Origin of the sequence: Mycobacterium sp. OAE908 (genome assembly GCF_017872775.1) — a bacterium.
GTDB lineage: Bacteria > Actinomycetota > Actinomycetes > Mycobacteriales > Mycobacteriaceae > Mycobacterium.
Genome location: NZ_JAGGJL010000001.1, coordinates 794,113 through 816,108 on the forward strand (window position 1 = coordinate 794,113; position 21,996 = coordinate 816,108).

The 21,996-nt window shown below is 66.2% G+C and carries 20 protein-coding genes and 1 pseudogene; 7 read left to right on the forward strand and 14 right to left on the reverse strand.

The annotated features are described in order from the left end of the window. Positions 1-23 precede the first annotated feature (23 nt). Positions 24-1,979, reverse strand: a complete 1,956-nt coding sequence (locus J3E61_RS03770; protein ID WP_210082664.1) for a GMC family oxidoreductase — start codon at positions 1,977-1,979, stop codon at positions 24-26. 386 nt (positions 1,980-2,365) lie between these two features. Between J3E61_RS03770 and J3E61_RS03775 the strand changes: the two genes are divergently transcribed. Then, a complete protein-coding gene (locus J3E61_RS03775) occupies positions 2,366-3,643 on the forward strand; it encodes a helix-turn-helix domain-containing protein (protein WP_210082665.1) in 1,278 nt (425 codons plus the stop codon). On the opposite strand, the gene J3E61_RS03780 is transcribed toward J3E61_RS03775, so the two are convergent. Continuing rightward, positions 3,644-4,330, reverse strand: coding sequence for a GAF and ANTAR domain-containing protein (locus J3E61_RS03780; protein ID WP_210082666.1), 687 nt, complete (start codon positions 4,328-4,330; stop codon positions 3,644-3,646). Positions 4,331-4,534: 204 nt separating this feature from the next. Here J3E61_RS03780 and J3E61_RS03785 point away from each other — a divergent pair, with 204 nt between their 5' ends. The 4 genes from J3E61_RS03785 (at position 4,535) to J3E61_RS03800 (ending at position 8,724) form a co-directional block, all read left to right on the forward strand. Further along, positions 4,535-5,746 (forward strand): acetyl-CoA acetyltransferase, encoded by a 1,212-nt coding sequence (locus tag J3E61_RS03785; protein ID WP_210082667.1) that lies wholly within the window; start codon positions 4,535-4,537, stop codon positions 5,744-5,746. Position 5,747: 1 nt separating this feature from the next. Continuing rightward, entirely contained in the window at positions 5,748-7,259 is a 1,512-nt protein-coding gene (locus J3E61_RS03790) for a carotenoid oxygenase family protein (protein ID WP_210082668.1), read from the forward strand. A 32-nt stretch (positions 7,260-7,291) separates the two neighbouring features. Further along, positions 7,292-8,149, forward strand: coding sequence for a helix-turn-helix transcriptional regulator (locus J3E61_RS03795; protein WP_210085418.1), 858 nt, complete (start codon positions 7,292-7,294; stop codon positions 8,147-8,149). A 125-nt stretch (positions 8,150-8,274) separates the two neighbouring features. Further along, positions 8,275-8,724 carry an Hsp20 family protein gene (locus J3E61_RS03800; protein WP_192723979.1) on the forward strand — a complete coding sequence of 150 codons (450 nt, stop codon included), beginning with the start codon at positions 8,275-8,277 and terminating at the stop codon, positions 8,722-8,724. 70 nt (positions 8,725-8,794) lie between these two features. On the opposite strand, the gene J3E61_RS03805 is transcribed toward J3E61_RS03800, so the two are convergent. Genes J3E61_RS03805 through J3E61_RS03815 form a run of 3 tightly spaced genes read right to left on the reverse strand, consistent with a single transcriptional unit; the run spans position 8,795 to position 10,629 of the window. Continuing rightward, positions 8,795-9,391 (reverse strand): GNAT family N-acetyltransferase, encoded by a 597-nt coding sequence (locus J3E61_RS03805; protein ID WP_192723980.1) that lies wholly within the window; start codon positions 9,389-9,391, stop codon positions 8,795-8,797. Next, positions 9,388-9,816, reverse strand: coding sequence for a hypothetical protein (locus J3E61_RS03810; protein ID WP_192723981.1), 429 nt, complete (start codon positions 9,814-9,816; stop codon positions 9,388-9,390). The genes J3E61_RS03805 and J3E61_RS03810 overlap by 4 nt, the downstream gene beginning before the upstream one ends. Positions 9,817-9,825: 9 nt before the next feature. Then, positions 9,826-10,629 (reverse strand): alpha/beta fold hydrolase, encoded by an 804-nt coding sequence (locus J3E61_RS03815; RefSeq protein ID WP_192723982.1) that lies wholly within the window; start codon positions 10,627-10,629, stop codon positions 9,826-9,828. A 43-nt stretch (positions 10,630-10,672) separates the two neighbouring features. Here J3E61_RS03815 and J3E61_RS03820 point away from each other — a divergent pair, with 43 nt between their 5' ends. After that, entirely contained in the window at positions 10,673-11,119 is a 447-nt protein-coding gene (locus J3E61_RS03820; RefSeq protein WP_192723983.1) for a cupin domain-containing protein, read from the forward strand. Here J3E61_RS03820 and J3E61_RS03825 read toward each other — a convergent pair. Beyond that, the gene (locus J3E61_RS03825) at positions 11,109-11,837 is read right to left on the reverse strand and encodes a 3-keto-5-aminohexanoate cleavage protein (RefSeq protein ID WP_210082669.1); all 729 of its coding nucleotides are present in this window, start codon (positions 11,835-11,837) and stop codon (positions 11,109-11,111) included. The genes J3E61_RS03820 and J3E61_RS03825 overlap by 11 nt on opposite strands. Positions 11,838-11,886: 49 nt before the next feature. Here J3E61_RS03825 and J3E61_RS03830 point away from each other — a divergent pair, with 49 nt between their 5' ends. Next, complete coding sequence (locus J3E61_RS03830) at positions 11,887-13,608, forward strand: NAD-binding protein (RefSeq protein ID WP_210082670.1); 1,722 nt, start codon at positions 11,887-11,889, stop codon at positions 13,606-13,608. Here the strand turns inward: J3E61_RS03830 and J3E61_RS03835 are convergent. From J3E61_RS03835 to J3E61_RS03870, 8 genes and pseudogenes are all read right to left on the reverse strand, one after another. Further along, positions 13,580-13,738 (reverse strand): annotated as a pseudogene (locus J3E61_RS03835) (VOC family protein); the annotation flags it as partial. The gene J3E61_RS03830 and the pseudogene J3E61_RS03835 sit on opposite strands and share 29 nt — an antisense overlap. Before the next feature lies 1 nt (position 13,739). Beyond that, a complete protein-coding gene (locus J3E61_RS03840; RefSeq protein ID WP_210082671.1) occupies positions 13,740-14,636 on the reverse strand; it encodes an amidohydrolase in 897 nt (298 codons plus the stop codon). Between the two features lie 18 nt (positions 14,637-14,654). Then, on the reverse strand, positions 14,655-16,079 hold the full coding sequence (locus J3E61_RS03845; RefSeq protein ID WP_210082672.1) for an aldehyde dehydrogenase family protein: 1,425 nt from the start codon (positions 16,077-16,079) through the stop codon (positions 14,655-14,657). Positions 16,080-16,094: 15 nt separating this feature from the next. Then, positions 16,095-17,801, reverse strand: a complete 1,707-nt coding sequence (locus J3E61_RS03850; protein ID WP_210082673.1) for a thiamine pyrophosphate-binding protein — start codon at positions 17,799-17,801, stop codon at positions 16,095-16,097. Between the two features lie 15 nt (positions 17,802-17,816). Beyond that, complete coding sequence (locus J3E61_RS03855; protein ID WP_210085419.1) at positions 17,817-18,761, reverse strand: acyl-CoA/acyl-ACP dehydrogenase; 945 nt, start codon at positions 18,759-18,761, stop codon at positions 17,817-17,819. Beyond that, positions 18,761-19,933 (reverse strand): acyl-CoA dehydrogenase family protein, encoded by a 1,173-nt coding sequence (locus J3E61_RS03860; RefSeq protein ID WP_210082674.1) that lies wholly within the window; start codon positions 19,931-19,933, stop codon positions 18,761-18,763. The genes J3E61_RS03855 and J3E61_RS03860 overlap by 1 nt, the downstream gene beginning before the upstream one ends. Next, complete coding sequence (locus J3E61_RS03865) at positions 19,930-20,847, reverse strand: acyl-CoA dehydrogenase (protein ID WP_210082675.1); 918 nt, start codon at positions 20,845-20,847, stop codon at positions 19,930-19,932. The genes J3E61_RS03860 and J3E61_RS03865 overlap by 4 nt, the downstream gene beginning before the upstream one ends. Continuing rightward, on the reverse strand, positions 20,844-21,995 hold the full coding sequence (locus J3E61_RS03870) for an acyl-CoA dehydrogenase family protein (RefSeq protein WP_192725161.1): 1,152 nt from the start codon (positions 21,993-21,995) through the stop codon (positions 20,844-20,846). The genes J3E61_RS03865 and J3E61_RS03870 overlap by 4 nt, the downstream gene beginning before the upstream one ends. Position 21,996: the final 1 nt, after the last annotated feature.

Below are 21,996 nucleotides of genomic sequence, written 5' to 3' on the forward strand. Positions count from 1 at the left end.
GCCCGTCAATCAACAGGCTTGCGCTAATTTTCGCCGAGCATGTTCATCGCCGTGCGACGCGCGAGCGCCATCGTGGACACCATCGGGTTCACTCCCGAACAGCTGGGCATTCCGCTCGCATCGGCGATCCACACACCTGTCGCGTCGTGCAGCTCGCCACTCGGTTTCGCGACGGAGGTCTGCGGGTCGCTGCCGAGCTTCGCACTGCACATCTGATGCGCACTGAACACAGGGATGCCGCCGGGTCCGATCGGGATATCGTTGACCTTCGCGATGAAGGCCTCCAGGTCCTCTCCGCGATTCCAGGGCGCGAAGGGTTGGCCTGCAACGAAGATCTGCTGCGCGCCCGCGGCTTCGTGCATGCGGATCGACGTGACGGCGGCTTCGCGGAAGTGACGACGGTCGAGCTCGTCGGAGAACGGATACCAGAACGTGGACTGACCGTTCTCGTCGAGTGTGACGCTGCCCGCGCCACGGTCCTTGACGATGAAGACCCAGTCGGCGCGATACCGGTATTTGCGGGTGAGCTCTTTGTGCTGGGCCCCGTCGAGCCACGGAACCACGGTGGTGAACAGCCCCGGCAGGTGCTGGACACATTCGATGAGATAACCGAACCCCTCGTCGGCTTCCGCGAATTCGTTCATGATGCCGGCCATCGCAGGGCCGTACCACGGGTCTTGCGGCTCGTCGTACACCCCGCTGACCAGGCTGGCGGGATGCAGTCGCAGCTCGGCGCCGACCGCGGGCCCACCGATCCCCGACCGAAGCAGCAGCCCGGGCGTTTCGAGGCTGCCCGCGGCGGCCACCACCGCCGGGGCGTTGATGACGACACGAGACGTCTGTTGGGTCTGCGGGTCGGTGTATGTCGCCTCGACTCCGACGGCCACGCCATCCTCGGTGAGGATGCGGTCGACCCAGACGTTGGGCAGCAATTTCGCTCCAGCGTCGGATGCGTCCTGAAGATAGGTCCGCATCGTGCCCTGCTTGGCGCCGGTCTGATCGCCCATCCCGCTGTAGCCGATCAAGTTCGGGTCGTAGCGCTCCGGATCGATGTTCAGTGTGGCGACCCGGTAGGCGTACCCGAGCTTCGATGCACCATCCGACAGCCGCGCATGCGGGCCGTTCTGCGTGGCGACCTTGTCGTTGCACTGGATGCGCTCAAACACCGCTTGGAGGTGTTCGTCGAACGCGGGGGTGTCGACGTCGGTCAACCCGGCCTCGGCCCAATGGGAGCGCACGGTGCTGGGCGTGAGCAACGAGTTCGACCAGTTGACCGTGCTGCCGCCGCCTACCGTGCTGCCCGCGGCGATGCTCACCATGCCGTCGGCGGACGGGAAGAATCCGCCGCGCAGGAACAGATTTTGATAAGCCGCAACTTCGGACTGCACGAAATCGGATTCGGTGTGGTAGGTACCCGCTTCGAGGATGATGACGCGCTTGCCCGCCTCGGCGAGCACTGCGGCGGCCACTCCGCCGCCGCTGCCGGAGCCGACCACGACCACATCCGCTTCGAGCGTCGTCTCACCGGAGACGGCGATGACCTCCAGCGTCTTGCGGGAGTTCGGCGGCGGATTTTGGGCCGGGCCCGGATACCCCATGCCTGCCCACAACCGATTGTGGCCATCCGGGCCCGGAAGGCTGTATGCGAACAACACCGAGAGCTGATTCAGCGCGGCGACCGCCCCCGCCGCCTCGGGTGAGATGGCCGCGACGTTGGCAAGGATTTCCTCCCGCGCGGCCTGGGGCTGATCCTTGAACTCGAAAAGGGCCAAGCCGTCGATCAGCGCCAGCATGCCGGCCAGCTGGACCTCGGGTAGGCGGGTGAGCAGGTACTGCTCCGTTGCCACATCGGCCCCGACGTCGCTGCCCTTGGCGGCGTAGAACCCATCCGGGTCGTCCTCCCGTGCGACCGAGGCGACATAGGTGTCGACGATCGCGGTCAGGGTTTCGCGCTGCAGCGTGGTGAATTGTGTGGGCATGACGTGACCTCTCGGCTTGGCGTGGTGGTGATCAGGCGGTGCGGGCGGCGTGACGCCGGAGTCCGACGGCTCGCCGAAGACGACGGACGCCTGTGGACACCAGAGCAGCCACCGTGACGGTCACCGGAATGAAGAGTGGGCACAGAACCAGCAACATGACTGCAATGGCGCTGAGGTAGCTGCTCATCGGGGACTCGCTTTCTTTTCGCAGCGGAACTTGGGTGCGTCGGCGCGTTGTCGCGCCGCGGTCGCCATCAGAATCACGGAACCGGTCGGGGTGCCGCGACGTCCGCGGACGCCGAAGTTTCGCCGGTTTACTGGCTTGCGGAGCCAAAGAGTGGCAGCGAACCGCTCGGCGCGGGTAGCAGCGGGTTTATGGTCTGGTGATGGCGGAAGCGGGCCATGCCGAGCCGGTGGTCGTCGCGGAGTCTGCCGCGGCCATCGTCGACCGCCTGGATCATCGAATCGCGGAGCTGACGAGCTCGATCCAGCAGATCGTGGTCACCGAGATTGCCGAACTGCGCAGTGATGCGCAGCTGGTACAGCTGCTTCGGGACAGCATCGACGGAAACGTCGCGACGGTGTTCTCCGCAATCCGGCACGCCATCCCGATCGACAAGGTCGAGTTGCCCACCGCCGCCGTCGAACACGCACGGCGACTCGCGCAGCGCGGAACGACGGTCAACGCATTGGTGCGCGCGTACCGCCTCGGACACAAGGCGGTACTCGACGCGGTGCTCGAGGAAATAGGAGCCTCAGGACTGGAGCCGCCGCTCAGCCTCGCCGTGTTCAGCCAGATCTCGGAAGTGACGTTCGGCTATATCGACTGGATCACGCAACAGGTGGTGATCACCTACCAGTGCGAGCGCAACCGGTGGATGGAGAACCAAAACAGCCTGCGCGCGCTGCGGGTACGCGAACTCCTCGACGGAGCCGACCTCGACATCGACAAGGTGACAACGGCGATTCGCTACCCGTTGCGGCGGACTCATCTGGCGGTCGTTGTCTGGCACGGCGAAGACGAATTCTGCGAAGACCCGACGTCGATGGAGCGCTTCGTCGCTCAACTCGCCGAGTCTGCCGGCGCCGGCGAAACTTCGTTGTTCATCTCGGTGGACCGCATGACGGGATGGGGTTGGATTCCGCTCGCCGCGCAGACTGGGCCGGCAGCAGTCGCGTGCATGCGCGCGTTCGCCGACACACGAAGCGACGCCCCGCGGATCGCAGCCGGTAATCCGTTGCCGGGCGTCGAGGGATTCCGGCGTTCACATCAGCTAGCGGAAGAAGCGCATGCCGTCGCGATGGCCGCAGGCCCGAATGCTCAACGCTTCACTGCTGCAAGTGATCCCGGCCTTTCGGCGGCAGCGCTGTTCAACGGCAACCTCGGCGCGGCGCGGGTATGGGTGAGCGAGGTGCTCGGAGCGCTCGCGTCCGCCACGGAAAACGACGAGCGACTGCGCGAAACGCTGGGCATCTTCCTTCGCACCGGAGGAAGCTTCAAGGCCACGGCTGAGGAATTGCACTTACACACCAACTCCATCAAGTACCGGGTACAACGCGCAATCGAGCGGCGTGGCCGACCAATCACCGACGGTCGACTCGACGTCGAGATCGCGTTGCTGCTCTGCCACTGGTACGGCAGCGTCGTGCTGCAGGATCAATAATCAACTGCCGCGGGTGTCAATGACCCGTTGCGCGACATCGACCAGCCGGGTGTTGCCGTCCTGGGAGAGCTTGCGCAGCATCTCGAAGGCCTGCACATCGTCGACGCCGAAACGCTCCATGATGATGCCCTTTGCCTGACCGATGCGATCCCTGGTCGACAGCGCCGACTCGAGCTGCTCGCCGTGACGACTGGCCAGGATCGCCGCCGCCGCGTGCGCGGCGAGCACCACGCCGGTGGTCTCGTCCTCGCCATCGAATGCGTGGGGCTTGAACGCGAACATGTTCAACGCGCCCGCGGTGCGCTCGGCGGTATACAACTTGATGGACAGGCCGCTCAGGATGCCGATCTCGACGACTGCCGGTGAGTACTTCGGCCAGCGCTCATCCGTGCGAAAGTCGTCCGTTCGCACGATCACCTCGTCGAGCGCCGCTTCCACGCACGGTCCCTCGTTGAACGTCATCTGCAACTCATCGAGCTGATGCGGCAGCTCAGAGGTGCCTGCGAGGGATTCAAACTTGCCGCCTCTGCCAACCAACAGGATGCCTGCGGCGTCGGTCCCGGGAATCAGTTCCCTCGTTGCCGCGGTGACGTCAGCCAGCACGTCATCGACGCTTCGCGGCGCTGCCGAAGCGCGCGCGAGCTCGGCCATGCGCTGTGCAAGGTCGTAATTTCGCGGCTTCGTCATCGTTAAGGGCTTCCCGTTGTGGACCCAGGCTATACGCGGACGTTTGTCATTGGGCGCAGTGGGCAATGTCCCAGTACAGGCGAACGAGATGGTCGACCATCCTGTTCGCTGAGGTCTCGTCGGTTCAGACCGGAGCCGGCGGGGCCGCCTCTACGTCTGCCGAACGTGGCCGAGTGACTCTCTTAGTTGTAGTACCGTCTGGCCATGAGCACTGCCAACGTCTGGATCCTCGGCGGTCACCAGAGCGACTTCGCGCGCAACCTCAGCCGCGAACGCATCGACTTCGCAGGCCTGACGGCCGAAATCGTCGACAACACTTTGCGTGCGGCCAAGGTCGACGTGGCGGACATCGAAGTCGTACATGTGGCCAACGCATTCGGCGAGTTGTTCGCAAGGCAGGGCCATCTTGGCGCGATGCCGGCAAGCGTCAACGACGGATTGTGGGACACCCCGGCAACCCGCCACGAAGCCGCATGCGCATCGGGAAGTGTGGCAACGCTCGCGGCGATCGCCGATCTGCGCTCCGGCGCGTACCGCACTGCGCTCGTCGTCGGTGTCGAACTCGAGAAGACCGTCCCGGGCGACACCGCGGCACAACACCTCGGCGCCGCGGCGTGGACCGACCACGAAGGCACCGAGGCAAAGTTCATGTGGCCGTTCATGTTCGCCTCAGTGGCCGACGAATACGACCGCCGCTATGGCCTTGACGACGCACACCTGCGAGCGATCGCACAACTGAACTTCGCCAACGCCCGCGCGAATCCCAATGCGCAGACGCGGGATTGGACCGTGCCGGAACCACTGGCCGCCGACGACGCCAACCCTGTGATCGAAGGACGTCTGCGCCGCTTCGACTGCAGCCAGATGACCGACGGCGGCGCGGGAGTGGTGCTGGTGACCGACGAATACCTGCGTGACCATCCGCAGGCTCGGCCGATCGGGCGCATCGACGGCTGGGGCCACCGCACCGTCGGGCTCGGTCTGCAGCAGAAACTCGACCGTGCCGCCGGACAACCTTACGTACTCCCCCACGTCCGCGGTGCCGTGCTCGACGCGTTCGACCGCGCCCGCGTCACGCTCGACGACGTCGACGGCTTCGAAGTGCACGACTGCTTCACACCAAGCGAGTACCTCGCCATCGACCACATCGGGCTGACCGGGCCCGGTGAATCGTGGAAGGCGATCGAGAACAACGAGATCGAATTGGGCGGACGGTTGCCGATCAATCCCAGCGGCGGGCTGATCGGCGGCGGCCATCCTGTCGGCGCGTCCGGTGTGCGCATGCTGCTCGACGCCGCCAAGCAGGTCAGCGGGACGGCAGGCGGCTACCAGGTCGAGGGCGCAAAGACGTTCGGAACGCTCAACTTCGGTGGCAGCACGGCCACCACCGTGAGCTTTATCGTGACGGGAGCCTGACATGACCCCAGAGATCGTCGGCAAGTGTCTGTCGACCCTGCCCGAGGACGACGACCATCCCTACCGAACCGGGCCGTGGCGTCCACAGACCACCGAGTGGGATGCCGACGACCTGAGGCCGGTCGAGGGCGAAGTTCCCGCCGATCTCGACGGGGTGTATCTGCGCAACACCGAGAACCCCTTGCACCCGGCGCTGAAGGCCTATCACCCGTTCGACGGCGACGGCATGCTGCACGTTGTCGGCTTTCGGGATGGAAAAGCGTTCTACCGCAACAGGTTTGTCCAGACCGACGGCTTTCTCGCCGAGAACGAAGCGGGTGGGCCGCTGTGGCCGGGCCTTGCCGAACCGGTCTCGCTGGCCAAGCGCGACGACGGGTGGGGCGCACGCGGCCTGATGAAGGACGCGTCGAGCACCGACGTGATCGTGCATCGCGGGACCGCGCTGACGAGCTTTTACCAATGCGGTGATCTGTACCGCCTCGACCCGTATTCGGGTGTCACCCTCGGCAAGGCACAGTGGAATGGGTCGTTCCCATTCGACTGGGGCGTCTCGGCGCACCCCAAGGTCGACGACAAATCCGGTGAACTGCTGTTCTTCAACTACAGCAAGCAGGCACCGTACATGCACTACGGAGTCGTCGACGACAACAACGACCTCGTGCACTACATCGACGTGCCGCTGCCGGGGCCGCGACTCCCCCACGACATGGCGTTCACCGAGAACTACGTGATCCTCAACGACTTTCCGTTGTTCTGGGATCCCGAACTGCTCGAGCGCAACGCGCACGTGGCGCGGTTCCATCGCGATATGCCGTCGCGATTCGCGATCATCCCCCGCCGCGGCAACAACATCCAGTGGTTCGAGGCGGAGCCGACCTTCGTGCTGCACTTCACCAACGCCTACGAGGACGGCGACGAGGTAGTGCTCGACGGGTTCTTCCAGGGCGACCCCGAACCGGCGGATAACGGCATGGGCAACAAATGGGAGCGCGCATTCCGCTTCCTCGCACTCGATCGCATGCAGGCCCGGCTGCACCGCTGGCGCTTCAATATGGTCACGGGTCACGTTGTCGAAGAACAGCTTTCGGACAGCATCACCGAGTTCGGCATGATCAACTCCAGCTATGCCGGAGCGCCCTATCGCTACACGTATGCCGCGACCGGTAAGCCGTCGTGGTTCTTGTTCGACGGGCTGGTCAAGCACGACCTGCAAACCGGCAGTGAGCAGCGGTATGCATTCGAAGACGGCGTCTACGGCAGCGAGACTGCCATGGCGCCGCGCGTCGGCAGCACGGCTGAGGACGACGGATACCTGGTCACGCTGACCACCGACATGACCGCCGACGCCTCGTACTGCCTGGTGTTCGACGCCGCCAGAGTCGGTGACGGACCGGTGTGCAAACTGGCTCTGCCGGAACGCATTTCGAGTGGAACGCACTCCACCTGGGCAGCGGGTTCCGAGCTGCGGCGCTGGCGGGAGACGGACACCGCGGCGGCCGCGATCGGGCTGTAGTGGCGCGGCCGCAACCCAACGCCGTCGCCCGCATGCTCGGGTTGCTCGGCGACGAGTGGAGCCTGCTGGTCGTTCAGCAGGCGCTGCTCGGCGCGACCCGGTTCGCGGAATTCAAGGCGCGGCTGCCCATCTCGAATTCGGTGCTGACTCGCCGCCTGCAGGCGCTGACCCGCGACGGCCTGCTGGAGCGCCGCGTTTACCAGACGAACCCGACCCGATCGGAGTACCTGGTGACCCCGCGCAGTCGGTCGCTGTGGCCGGTGCTGTTGTCGATCTGGGAATGGGAGCGCCGGTGGGTGCCGGGCCATGCCGAAGGGTTGCCTGATATGCGGCACCGGGCCTGCGACGCCGACTTCGCGCCGCTGCTCATCTGCCGCGCGTGCGGTGAGCGCGCGAGCGAGAAAGACGTTGTCGCGCAATGGGGACCGAGCGGCTCGTGGGCGCGGTCGATTCCCGTCACGTCGACGCGGCGACGATCGGAAGCCGACCAGCGCGACGGGGCGGCGGGCCTGTTCCCTCAGACCATGAGCGTGCTCGGCAACCGCTGGGGCTTCGCGCTGTTGGTCGCGGCGTTCGTCGGTGTCAGTCGCTTCACCGATTTTCAAAGCCAGCTCGGCGCCCCGCCTGGATCGATCTCCGATCGACTGTCGATCTTCACGGCCAATGGCGTACTGGTGTGCGCAGAGAACCGATACCGGCTCACCGAGAAGGGCCGCGCGTTGTTCGCAGTGCTCGTGGTGGCGCTGCAGTGGGCACAACGGTGGTTTCCGGCGGCCGAGGGTCCGGCCGTGGAGCTGACTCACGCGGCCTGCGGCAGGCGGTTCGGCGCCGTTCTGGTCTGCGATCAGTGCACCGAGCCGCTGACCGGAGCGCAGGTCAGCGCGGTCTGAGCGCGTCTCAACCGGACGAAAAAGAACTGGCACTCTCGGGGTGAGAGTGCTAATCTTCGGGTTGCACAGTGATTGGCTGCCCGCCAGGGTGGCGGGCCTTGAGGCGACATAGGAGGTGGATTGCTGTGCTTCGCTTTGATCCGTTCAGTGACTTCGATGCTCTGACCCGGGGCTTGCTTACCGGCCAGACCGGATCAAATCGCGCTCCTCGGTTCATGCCGATGGATCTCTGCAAGATCGACGACCACTACGTGCTGACAGCCGACCTACCCGGCGTCGACCCGGGCTCGGTGGACGTCAACGTCGACAACGGCACCCTGACAATCGCGGCACATCGCACGGCCCGATCCGAAGACGCCGTCCAGTGGCTGGCCAGCGAGAGATTCTTCGGCTCCTACCGCAGGCAACTCTCGCTTGGCGAGGGCATCGACGCGTCGGCTATCTCCGCGACGTATGAGAACGGTGTGCTGACCGTGACCATCCCGCTGGCCGAACGTGCCAAGCCGCGCAAGATCGACGTCGCCCACGGCGGCGGACAACGTTCGATCGAGCCGACCGGAGTCGAATCCGAATAGCCAAGCGCCGCCTCGAAACTGCGGCCAGATCGCCAATCATCTCGAAACTGCGATCTGGCCGCAGTCTCGGCTAGTCATTGCGCTCCAATCGGTAGCGCAGATTGTTGCGCACAGCCGGCCATTCAATGTCGAGGATCGAGTACACCACCGTGTCGCGGCGTGAGCCGTCGGGCAGCACCTGGTGGCTGCGCAGTATCCCGTCCAGCTTGGCGCCGAGCCGTTCGATCGCGGAGCGGCTGGTCGAGTTGAAGAAGTGCGTGCGGAATTCGACTGCGACACAGCCCAACTCGTCGAAAGCGTGCCCGAGCATCAGCAGCTTCGTCTCGGAATTGACCCCGCTGCGTCGCGCCGACGACACGTACCACGTATTGCCGATCTCGAGCCGGCGGTTGGACGCGTCCACGTTCAGGTAGCTCGACGACCCGACGAGCGTTCCGTCGAGACTGCGCACCACGAACGTCAGACCTTGATCGGGTTTCTGCACCGCCAACCGTGTGTCGACCCACTGCTCGGCGATGCCCGCCTTCGGCGCGTGGGTGAACCAAAGCTTGCCCAACTCACCGTCGGCGGCAGCCTCGGCGATCTCCGGAACATGTTCGCGGCTAAGCGGTTCCAGCTTCACCCATCGCTGACCGGTCAACGACACGGGTTCGACGAACCCGCTCATCGGCGCACCCTGGACCAGGCGGCGAACATCGCCCACACCGACAGCACCACCGCACACACCGCAGCTGCCGCACCGAGGAAAAGTCCGTAGCCCGCCGACACCGGCGAGTACACATACAGCCGGTAGTACCACATCGTGAGCACCACCAGCAGCACCGAAATGGCAAGGGCCGAACTCGATGCCAGGCGGTCGAACAGTCCGCGGGCGGCCATCGCGCCCGCAACGATCAACGTCGACGCCAGCAGCACGATCAGCTGGCCGACCCCGAACCCCGGCGGCGGCACCGGCATGGTGCCCACGATCCCGCCGATCGCATTGGCGCGTCCCCCGCCGTCGGCCCGACTGGTCAGCCACGGCAGCCAGGCGCTGATCGCAAGCACGGCCGCGCATAGCACCACCAGCCAACCGGGGCGCAGGCGAGCCATGCGCTCAGACTATCCGCTGTGCCCCGTCGTCCACGTCAACGCGTAGTCGGCCACGTCGGTCCAGCCATCCAGCGCGGCGGTCAGATGCGGCCGGTCGTCGAACAGCTTGAAATCCGTCGCGGCGGGCGATCGCCGGTAACGGTTGAAATTCTCGTACACCACCGACGCGGGCACGATGTGATCGCGGCCGCCCGCGATCAGGAGCAGCGGCGCCCGGTCGGGTTTGGTGAAGTCGACCACCGTCGCCGCCTTGGACCTACGGCTGAAGTTCGCCAGCGCGGCCTGGAACAGCGGCTTGCCCGGTGCGGGGATGGCCAACTCGGCGTGCCAGGCGTCGGACTCGGCCCGCGGCACAGTGTTGGCAAACGCGTAGTGGAACTCGGCGGGCGTGAGCGGCACGGCACGATGTCGGTTGGCCGGATTACGGAAGACCGGAAACGTCGACCTCAACACCGACCGCGGCAGCCGGTAGACGCCGCGCGGCGCGGCGGGATGAATCGCCACGGCGGACCGGCCAAGGCCCCGGCCGAGCAGCATCTGCGTGATCAACCCGCCGAACGAGTGGCCCATCAGGATCGGCGGCTCGGGCAGCGTCTGGATGAACGCGGCGTAATGATCCACCACTTGACCGACCCCGATCTCGGCGGGCGCCTTGGTGTGGTCGAGTTCATCGTCGAGCTCAGAGACCCCTGGCCATGCGGGTGCGTGAACCGTGTGACCGGCGGCGCGGTAACGCTCGATCCAGCCGCGCCAGCTGTGCGGCGGCATCCACAAGCCGTGGATCAGCACAATAGGTGCTTTGCCGGTAGCCATCGTCTCTATTGTGGAGTCGCCGAACCGATTAATGGGGGATTTGATGAGCGACCTTCCGGAGTGGGCGCGTCGGCTTGACCTGTCTCCTCATCCAGAGGGCGGCTGGTTCAAGGAGACCTGGCGCAGCGGGCTGACGATGCCCCAGTCCGCATTGCCGCCCGACTACACCGGACCCCGAAGCGCGGGCACCGCAATCCTGTTCCTGCTCATGCCCGGTCAGCAGTCGGCATGGCACACGGTGCGCAGCGCCGAGCTGTGGCTGTTTCATTTCGGCGGTCCGTTGCTGCTGCAGGTCGGCGCCGAACAGGACAGCGCCACAACGCATTTGCTCGGCGCCGACATCCTCGCCGGGGAACAGCCGCAGTTCGTCGTGCCGCCAGGACATTGGCAGCGGGCCCGCCCCCGCGACGACCAGCCGTGCCTGGTCAGCTGTGTGGTGATCCCTGGCTTCGACTACGCCGACTTCGCGCTGGCCGCCCCTACCGACTGAGCAGCGCTACGGCCGCCGACACCAGCGCCACATTGTCGGGTGCGGTGGAACCATCGGGCATCCGCAGGGTGTCCTCCAGCCCGATGCGGACCTGCACACCCCGCTTGCCCGCGTGTTCCAGTAGCGGCCAACAACTTTCGTCCATCCCATGCAGTAGCACCGGCGCAGGTGACTGCCGGGCCAACACCTGACTCAGTAGGTCGTCGGCGGTCGCGACATCGCCGTCCCCGAGAAGTTCGATCATCACTCGCATGCAATGCTCGGCGATCCACGAGGCCGCCCATGATTCGGCCGCCTCGGCGTTGAAGATGCCGACCTCGACTCCGATCCCCTTGCTCAACAGCAGCCGGGCCAACTCCTCCGAGCCAGGCTCGTGCCAATTGACCGAGGCGAAGTCGGGCAGTACGGTCCAGCCGTCGACGGCATGCAGCCTCGCGTCGGCATCCGGCAGCGCCCAGAAGCCCGTCGTCACCCCCAGCGGCAGCCCCGGCACCGCATGGCGCACGGCATCCACCGCGGCGTCCACGTGCTGAGGAAGCAGTGAATCGACACCGTCGGCGTTCTTCGGATGCAGGTGCACCGCCTTGGCGCCTGCGCCATGGGCCGCGAGCGCCGCTGCGGCCAGCTGATCGGGCGTCACCGGCAGGTTCGGATGCGCGTCGGGCGTGCGGGCGCCGTTGATACAGGCCTTCACGTAGACCTTGGGACTGGTGGGCATCTGATCATCTTCTGCGCTGTCCGGCGTTTCCGCAGTACCGTTCTGCGATATGCGGGGCCACATCATCGTTTGCGGTGACGATGCGCTCGGAATGCGAATCGTCGAGGAGCTGAACAACGCGGGCACGCGCGTGGTGATGGTGCAGGCCCCCGACGACCTCGCCGGGGCGGGCGTCGCGACTGCACAGGCCGTCATCTGCGCCGACGATGACGACGCGCTGAACCTCGAAATCGCCTTGCTGGCACGGCAAGCCAATCCCGATGTGCGCGTGGTGGCCCGGCTGGCCAATAGCGTGCTGCGCGAAGCCATGTCACAGGACAACGGCCCCGGCGCGATCCTCGACGTCGCCGATCTGGCGGCGGCGTCGGTCGTGGAGGCCTGCCTGGGCCGTACCGCTCACACGATTCCGGTGGCCGGCATCGATTTCGTCGTCTCCGGTGCGGAGGCCCCCCGCGACGCGACATTGCGCGACATCTTCGGTGATCTGGCGCCGGTCGCGGTGATCCACGCCGAGGACTCCGACGGGCGCGATGCGGTGGTCGCGTGTCCCGGTCGCGACTATCGGGTGAGCGCAGGCGACTGGACCGCGATGATCGGCACCGCCGAGGAACTCACCGAGCAGGGCATCGCGATTCCTCGGCCGCTGTCGCATTCGCGGGGGCGACGGCCACCGTTGCGGCGGGTGGTCGACGCGGTGCGGTTGATCCGCGACGACATCAACCCGATGTTCTACCGGGCGCTCGCCGTGTCGTTGTCCCTGCTGCTCGGCTCGACGGTGTTGTTGCGGTTCGCCTATCAACACCCGCCGGGGATGAGCTGGATCGATGCGTTGTACTTCAGCACCGAGACCATCGCCACCGTCGGCTACGGCGACTTCAGCTTCATGCACCAGCCCATGTGGCTGCGGATCTGGGGCATCGGGCTGATGTTCGCGGGTGTGACCACCACCGCGATCCTCGTCGCATTCATCGCCGACGTGTTGCTGTCGCGGCGCCTTGCGCAGTCGGCGGGCCGCAGGAAGGTGCGGCATCTACGGCATCACGTCATCGTCGTCGGGTTGGGTTCGTTCGGCATCCGAGTGGTCAGTGACCTGACCGCGGCCGGCTACGACGTGGCCGTCATCGAGCGTGATCCCGAAAACCGCTTCCTGTCCACGGCCGCCCGTCTCGATGTGCCGGTGATCTTCGGCGACGCCACATTGCATGAGACGTTGGAGTCCGCGCGGCTGGACGAGGCGCGTGCAATCGCGGTGCTGACGCAAGACGACATCGTCAACATCGAGACGGGCATCGTGCTGGACGAGATGCTCGGGCCGCGCACGCTACCCGAACTCCACCGGACCGGCGTGCCGATCGTGCTGCGCATCTACGACCGCACCCTCGGCGCCGCGGTCGCTCAGCGTTTCGGGTTCGAAACGGTGCTCTCCACAGTCGAATTGGCGGCGCCGTGGTTCATCGGCGCGGCGCTGGGGCTGCAGGTGCTCGGCACGTTCTCGGTCGGGCAGCGCTCGTTCATGGTCGGCGGCATGTACGTGGCACCGGGCAGCGAGTTGGACGGAATGCGGATGTTCGACATGTCCACGCAGACCCGCGTCATCGCGGTCACCAGGGCCGATGCTCCGGTGCAACTGCATCCCCGGCGCGACGCCAGGCTCGCCGGCGGCGACACCGCTTACCTGGTGGGACCGTACCGCGAGTTGCTCGACGCCCTGCGCAAGGGCAAGGGCGTCCAGCAGCCTGCTGTCAGTACTGATCCAGCGACGACAGGTTGAAACCGGCGCCGGTCGGATCGGCGACGGCGGCCAACCGGGCGTACGGCGTGTCCTCGGCGTCGCGAATCACGTTGCCGCCGTTGTCCTTAACCAACTGCACGGTCTTGTCGACGTCGTCGGCGCCGAGGAATTCATCGCGAGATCCCCAGCACCCGCAGCGCGTTGTCTTTGTAGACCAGCGGCACCACCGCCGGGTCCATGTTCAGCTCGTCGAAGTCGCGCCGCCAGCGGTCCATCTTGATGTACGGGTAGTCGGTGCCGAAGAGCACCTTGGTGCGCAGCTGACGGTTGGCGGCGTGCACCAGTTGCGGCGGGAAGTACTTCGGCGACCACCCGCTCAAGTCGATGTAGACGTTGGTCTTGTGGGAGGCGATCGCGATCTGCGAGTCCACCCACGGCACCGCCGGATGGGCCATCACGATGGTCAGGTCCGGAAAGTCGGCTGCGACGTCGTCGAGCAGCATCGGGTCGGAGTAGCGCAGCTTGATGCGATGCCCGCCGGGTAGCCCGGATCCGAGCCCGGTCTGCCCCGTGTGAAACAACGCAGGCACTTTCGCTTCGGTGATCGCCTCGTAGATCGGGTAGAAGCGGCGGTCGTTCGGCTCGAAGGCCTGCACGCTGGGGTGGAACTTGAAGCCCTTGACGCCGTAGTCACGAACCAACTCGTGCACGCGGTGCACCGCGCGTCGCTCGTGCCACGGGTCCACGCTGCCGAACGGGATCAGCACGTCGTTGTTGCGGATCGCGCCCGCGACGAGGTCCTCGACGGAGTTCGGCACATGCCGCATTGCCGTGCGCGCGTCGATGGTGAACACCACCGCGGCCGTGTTCTGCCTGCGGTACTCGTCGGCAAGCGCGTCCACGCTCGACAGAGCGCCGGGCCCCCGCTTGAAGTACTTTCCGACGGCGTCCACCAGTTCGTCGTCGTAGGCCTTGTGGCCGTGGCCATCGACCTCCACATGGGTGTGGATGTCGATGGCCGCGACACGCTCGAAATCGATACCGTATTCGTACTTTTCGCCGGGCATGGCCGCAGTGTATTGCGATTACTCCGGCGCGTAGCCCAGGGCCGCCTTCGTCTCCAGATACTCGTCGAACGCGAACTGGCCCCACTCGCGCCCGTTGCCGCTGCGCTTGTACCCGCCGAACGGCGCGTTCATGTCGAAGCCGTGGTTGATCGCGACGGACCCGGCGCGGATCTTCCGCGCGATCGCGCGTGCCTGCTCGAGGTCGGCACCCGAAACATAGCCGGCCAGACCATATTCCGTGTCGTTGGCGATCTCCAGCGCCTGATCCAGGTCGTCGTAGCCGAGTATGCACAGCACCGGCCCGAAGATCTCTTCGCGCGCGATGGTCATGTCGTTCTTCACGTCCGCGAACACCGTCGGCTTGACGTAGTAGCCGGTGTCGACTCCGTCGGGCCGGCCCGGGCCGCCAACCACCACGGTGGCGCCCTCGTCGATGCCCTTCTGAATCAAGCCCTGGATCTTGTCGTACTGCGCTTTCGACGCGACTGGGCCGATAGCGGACTTCTCGCCGGGGTCACCGACCTTCACCTGTTCCGCGGTTGCCTTCGCGACGGCGACGGCCTCGTCTCTGCGCGAGTTCGGCACCAGCATGCGCGACGGCGCATTGCAGCTCTGCCCGCTGTTCATCATCATCACCGAAACGCCCGCGGCCACGCTCTTGGCGAAGTCCTCGTCGTCGAGCACGATGTTCGGGCTCTTTCCGCCCAACTCCTGGCTGACCCGCTTGACCGTCGCGGCCGCATTGCGGGCGACCTCGACGCCTGCGCGCGTCGATCCGGTGAACGACACCATGTCGATGTCCGGATGGCTCGACAGCGCTTCGCCAACGCCGGGACCGTCGCCGTAGACAAGGTTGTACACCCCCGCGGGAACGCCTGCGGCATCGAGGATTTCGGTGAAGATCTGCGCGGAGTAGGGCGCGACCTCCGACGGCTTGAGCACCATCGTGCAGCCGGTCGCCAGCGCGGGGTACACCTTGACCGCGATCTGGTTGATCGGCCAGTTCCATGGCGTGATCAACCCGCACACGCCGATCGGCTCCTTCACCACCAGCGTGCTGCCGTGCTGCTGTTCGAACTCGAAGTTCTTCAGCACGTCGATGGCCGTCATCAGATGGCCGAGGCCGAGATTCACCTGCGGGCCCGCGGCAAGTGACGGCGGCGCGCCCATCTCCTCGGTCACCGCGTCGGCCAGGTCGGCTGTCCGCTTCTGGTATTCGGCCAGGATGGCCTGCAGCACGTCGAGGCGCTCCTCGCGGCTGGTCTGCGACCAGGTGCCGAAGGCCCTTCGGGCCGCGCTGACGGCCTTGTCGACGTCGGCCGCAGCGCCGAGTGCGATCTTGCCGGACACCTGTTCGGTCGCCGGGTTGTCGACGTCCAGCGACTTCGGCTCGACCGGATCGACCCACTGACCGTCGATGTAGAACTTCAAATATTCGCGCATATCGCCAACCTTTCCCTACTGAGTACCTTCGGCGTACCAGGTTCTGAATTCGTCGTATTTCGGCATTTCCTCCGAGTTGGCCTTCGGGTCGATGCAGACGTGCACGACGGCGGTCTTGCCGCTGGCGTACGCCCGCTCAATGGCCGGGCCGATCTCGTCGTCCTTCTCGACATATTCGCCGTGGCAGCCGAAGCCCTCGGCGATCTTGTCGAACCGCACGTCCTTGCTCCAGTGCACGCCGGGCTGCGGCGACGGCTGCTCGAAGGTGCGCTTGTACACCCCGACCTCGAGCCCCCACTGGTGATCGACGCCGACCACACACACCAACGGCAGGTTCTGCCGCGCGGCGGTCTCGAGTTCGGCGATGTGGAACAGGAAGGCCGAGTCGCTGGTGAGCAACATGACCGGACGCTTGCCGCCGTCGGCGACCGAGGCGCCGACCGCATAGGGCAGCCCGGTGCCGAGATGGCCGAAGTTCTGGTTCCAGATCACGTCGCGCGGCTTGGCCTGCGAGTAGGTCCATTGAAAGATCACGGTGGCCCCGCCATCGCGCACGAGTATGCCGTCCTTCGGGAACGCCTTGGTGGCCTCGACGACGTAGCGGGCGGGGTGCACCGGAGTGCTGCCCGTCGGCGCGTTCTCGGCCAGCTGCGCCAGTTCTTCGGCGTCTTTCTTGATCAGCACGTCCAGGTTGGGCGCGGGCTGCCTGGGATTCTCTCTGAGCGCCTCGACCAGTTGCGGGACGACCCCACGCAGATCGCCCACCAACGGCACGTCGATCGGCCGGTTCACGCCGATGGCCGTCGGGTCCTGCTCGACGTAGATCCATTTACGAATGTCGTTGCGCGGGGCCCAATGCCGGGTTCTGCCATAGTGGACCGGCTCACCCAGTTCGGTGCCAAGCGCGACACACAGGTCGGAGTTGACGACCGCTTCGACGGCCGACGGCGAGAAGCCGTAGGCGAACGTCCTGTCCTCCAGCCCTGGAATGAACGAGGTGCCGCCGGAGGTCTGGATGACCGGGCACGCCATCAGGTCGGCCAGTTCCTTGACCGCGGCCTGGCTGCGCGACGTGTGAACGCCGTGGCCCACCAATAGGATCGGGCTGTCCGCCTCGCGGATCAGCTTCGCGGCCTCGGCCACCTCCGGCGCACCTGCGCCCTGGTTGACCAGGCGATAGCGATGCGGCGGCGGAGCGTCGGCGACATCGAGTTCTTCCAGCAGCACGTGCGATGGATATTCGATGTAGGTCGGGCCAGGGGTGCCCGACATCGCCCGCCGGATCGCTTCGTGGACGATCTCGTCGGTCTGGTCGGCATACTCGATCGACGCGCTGTACTTCACCGACGCCGCGAAAAGTGGCTCCTGACGGACGAATTGGATGCGACCGCGCCGAACCCGGCGCTCGGTGATGCGCGCCCGTTGACCACCGATGAAGATCACCGGGGAGTTCTCCACCTTGGCGCACATCATCGCACCCGCGATGTTGGCCATCCCGGGTCCGAGGGTGCCGATGCACAGGCCGGGCCCGCCGGTCATGCGTGACACCGCCTCGGCCATGAAGCCTGCGCTCAACTCGTGGTGCGGCGCGACGACCGACCAGCCGCGCGCATCCGCCTCGGCGAACATGTGCACGAAGTTCGGGTCGGGTATCCCGAACAACGTGTTGACACCCTCGGCCTCGAACAGGTCGAGAATGCGTTTGTACACGGGTACGGCCATTTATCGAAACTCCTTTTACAGATAGCGTTTAGCCAGTTCTTTGCGGTGATCCGCCGGCGAGCCGAACAGCGAACGATTGAGTGCGGCGCGTTTGAGGTAGACGTGGATGCCGCTTTCCCACGTGTAGCCGATGCCGCCGTGCAGTTGCATGGCTTTACCGACGACGTCGACGGCCGTGCCGCAGGCATAGGACTTCGCCATCGCAGCGGCCGCGTGGGCATCCGCCCCATCCCCGGCGATCGCTTGCACCGCGGCGCCGACAAGTTGACGTGACACCGCGATGCCGACCGCCATGTCGGCGCACGCGTGCTTGACGGCCTGGAACGATCCGATCGGCCTGCCGAACTGCTGGCGCACCTTCGCATAGCCGACCGTTGCGGAAAGCATTGCCTCACACAGTCCCAGGCTGTCGCAGGCGACGGCGACGGCGGCGCGGTCGAGCAACCCGCGGACAGTCGCGCGTTCGCGGAACCGGAGTCTTTCCGAGACCTCCACCTCACGGACCGAAGCCAGGCGGCGAGTCTCGTCGAGGACGGGTTGCGACGTGACCGTCGCAGTGCCGACGTCGACACCGTCGTCGGTGACCACCAGAACCCGGTCGGCGCCCTCGGCGTCGGGCACGAACTCCGGCTCGAAGACAACGGCGATTCTGACTGAGCCAGACGCCACATCGGCCAGCAGCCGATCGCGGGTTTGACTGGGCTGCAATGCATTCAGGGCTCCGACGGCCAGCACCGCGCTGCCCAGGTAGCTGTTGGCGCTGGCGGCGCGGCCCATCTCTTCGCAGATGACGGCCACCTCGGCGAACGTCGCGCCCGCACCACCGAACTGTTCGGGCACCTCGAGCCCCACCCAGCCCGCGTCGACAAGTGACGACCACTCCACGGCCCGGTCCTTGGCGAGCAGGTCACCCGCGACCGACCGCAATTCGGCGTGGAACTCCGCGAAATCGGGCGCCATCACACAGCACTCGGTTCCCGGGGCAACCCCAGTCCGCGCTCGCCGATGATGGTGCGCTGGATCTCGCTCGAGCCGCCGGGGATCGTCCACTCCCACGAGCCGATGAAGTCCAGCATCCACGAACCGGACTCCCACCCGCTCGACATCGGCTTGGCTAGCCGGGTATGCGCGGCCATCCCGCCGATCTCGGCGCCGAAGTCGGTGAGGCGCTGCAGCAGCTCGCTGTAGAACAGCTTGACGATCGACGCGTCGGCGGGCCCCGCGGTGCCAGCCTCGCTGTCCTCGACCACTTTTCGGCACAGACCCCGCAGGCCGGTGATCTCGATGTCGAACTGCGCCAGCCGGTCGGCGACGACCGGGTCGCCGACCGGGGCCGCCTGCACCAGCCAGCGGAAGCCCGCGTTGCCAAGGCGCTCGGCCAGTTCGAGCATGGTCAGGCCGCGCTCGGCGCCCAGCGTCGCCTGCGCCACCTGCCATCCGGCGTTCTCTGCGCCGACGAGGTTGGCGGCCGGGATCTCGACGTCGTTGAGGAAGATCTCGCAGAAGTGTGAGTCACCGATGGCATTGCGGATCGGCCGCACCTCGACGCCGGGCGTGGTCATGTCGAGCAGGAAGTACGAAATGCCTTTGCGCTTAGGGGCATCCGGGTCGGTGCGCGCCAGCAGCAGACACCAGTCGGCGTGCTTGCCGCCGCTGGCCCACAGTTTCTGACCGTTGACGACATACGAATCGCCGACTCGCCGCGCCGATGTCCGCAGGCTGGCCAGGTCGGAGCCGGCCTCAGGCTCGGAGAAACCCTGCACCCAGATCTCGCCGTCGAGGATTGCAGGCAGATGCCGTCGGCGTTGCTCGTCGGTGCCTGCGGCCAGCAGGGTGGCGGCCGCGTGGTGGATGCCGACGAACGCCAGCACCAGTCGGGGCGCGTCGTGCGCGGCCAGTTCCTGGTACAGCACGATCTGCTCGGACACCGACAGTCCGCCGCCCCATTCGCGCGGCCAGTGCGGCACCGCGTACCCGGCGCTGTGCAGTTCGGCGAACCACGACTTCTGGAAGCGGACGAACTCGTCGTCGTCGACGCCGGTCTGCTGCTCGCGCCAATCCGGCGGAATGTGCTCCTCGCACCAACTTCGGACAGTCGCGCGGAAGCCGTCGAGATCGGCGGAGTAGTTCACGAGAACAGTCCCGTCAGGCCCGTGCCGCCGACTCGCCGGGTCAGCTCGTCGCGGGTGGCCGACAGTCCCAGCGGCAGCCGCCGCAGTGGTTGGCTGTAGCGCGACAGCCACGACAGTGTGGTCTCGTCACAGAATCCGACCGCGCCGTGCAGTTGATGGCAGACCCGGAAGACGACCTCGGCGGCCTCGATCGCCGACATCCGCAGCGCCAGAGCGTCATCGGTCGCCTCGGGCCGATCGGTCGCGATGCTCCACAGCGCGTATTTGGCGAGGATCTCCAAGCCGCTGCGCTCGACCTCGGCGTCGGTCAGCTGGAACTGCACACCTTGGAAGGACGACAGTGTCTGCCCGAATTGCTTGCGCAGGCTCACATGCGCGATGGTCAGCTCCAGCGCGCGGTCGAGCATGCCCAGCAGCGTCCAACATGGCAGCACGAGACCGAGCGCGACGTCGCCTGCCCCGTTGTCGTCGACGGAGGACAACTCGAGTTCGGCCACGAAGCCCGGCGCCGCCGCGCCGTTGCCGGTCACTCTGCTGCGCACACCCGCCAAAGAAACTGCGGCCCAGGTCGATTCCAGGCCGGCGACTACACCGGACGGTCGATTGTCGGCCACGACGATCAGCCCGTCGACATCCAGATCGGTTGGTTTGGCGAGGCGCTCAGCGACCGGATACGGCAACGCCCAGTACCCGGCACTGCGGCACAGTGCCGCGGCGGCCTCGAGCCCGTCGACGTCGCTGCGAGCGTCGAGGTCCCATGCCCCGAGCTCACTCAGCACCGGCCCGGCAAGTGACTCACGCAGATCCGGTTTGGCCTCGGCCTGCTGTACCAGCTGGTCGCCGCCCGCGGCTTCGAAAGCCCGAAGCGCTTGTCTGCCATACTCTTTGGCGTCGTCGCCGAGGTCAAGTATCATTTCGCACCCGCCAGCAACGCCCGCGACAGCAGGATGCGCTGCATCTCGATGCTGCCGGACGAGACCGTCGATGCCTGCGAATAGCGCCAGTGGTCCTCGACTTCGCCGAGGAACCATTTGGCTCGCGGGTCCTCGTGGCCCACCTCTGCCGCGATGTCCATCAGCACTTCGGCGCTGTCCTGGTCGAGCTTGGTGACCGCGATCCGGTATGCCGCGGCGTCGCCCGGCTGGATTCGCCCGCTGCTCTGCAGATCGACGACCCGGTAGGCCATCAGGCGGGCGCGACGGCAGTGCGTGAGCATGCGCACCCAGCGTGCCCGAAGTTCTGCCGGCAGGCCGTCCCACCGGTCGCCGAGTACCGCTGGCGCGGCTGACAACAGCCGCTCGCAGCGCGCATAGCGTGCGATGCCGACGCGCTCGAAGGACATCACGTCCTGCACGATCGACCAGCCCGCATCGACGGTGCCGAGCACGTCGGCCTCGGTCACCCGCAGGTCGTCGAAGAACACCTCGTTGAGATGGTGCGGTCCCAACATGGCGCGGATGGGGCGGACCTGGATGGCCGGATCATCCATGGGCACAAGGAAAATCGTCAGGCCCTGCTGCTTCTTCTCGCCTTTGCTGGTCCGCGCCAGCAGGAAGCACCACTGCGCCATGGTGGCGTAGGACGTCCAGATCTTCTGTCCGCTGACCAGCCAGCCGTCGTCGTCGCGACGGGCGGTCGTGCGCAGCGAGGCGAGGTCTGAACCCGCCTCCGGCTCGGAAAAGCCTTGGCACCAGATCGCGTCGCCGCGGGCGATGGGCGGGAGGTGCTTGCGCTGCTGCTCTTCTGTGCCGTGACGCATGATGATCGGGCCGACCCAGTTCACGCCCATGTACTGCGCACCGCGGGGTTCGTGGTGCGCCCACATCTCCTCGCGCACCACCGTCTGCTCCCACACCGAAGCGCCTGCGCCGCCGAACTCCTCCGGCCAGGCCAGGCACAGCAAATTGCGCTCGGCAAGCGTCCGGCAGAACTGCTGCGCGGTCTCTAGATCGGCGGGGTTGTCGGTGAAGGCGCCCAAATAGTGCTCAGGCACATGCGTTTTCACCAAGTCGCGTAGCTCACGGCGAAGGTCGCCCGCCTGCTGACCCATCTCGAAATCCATG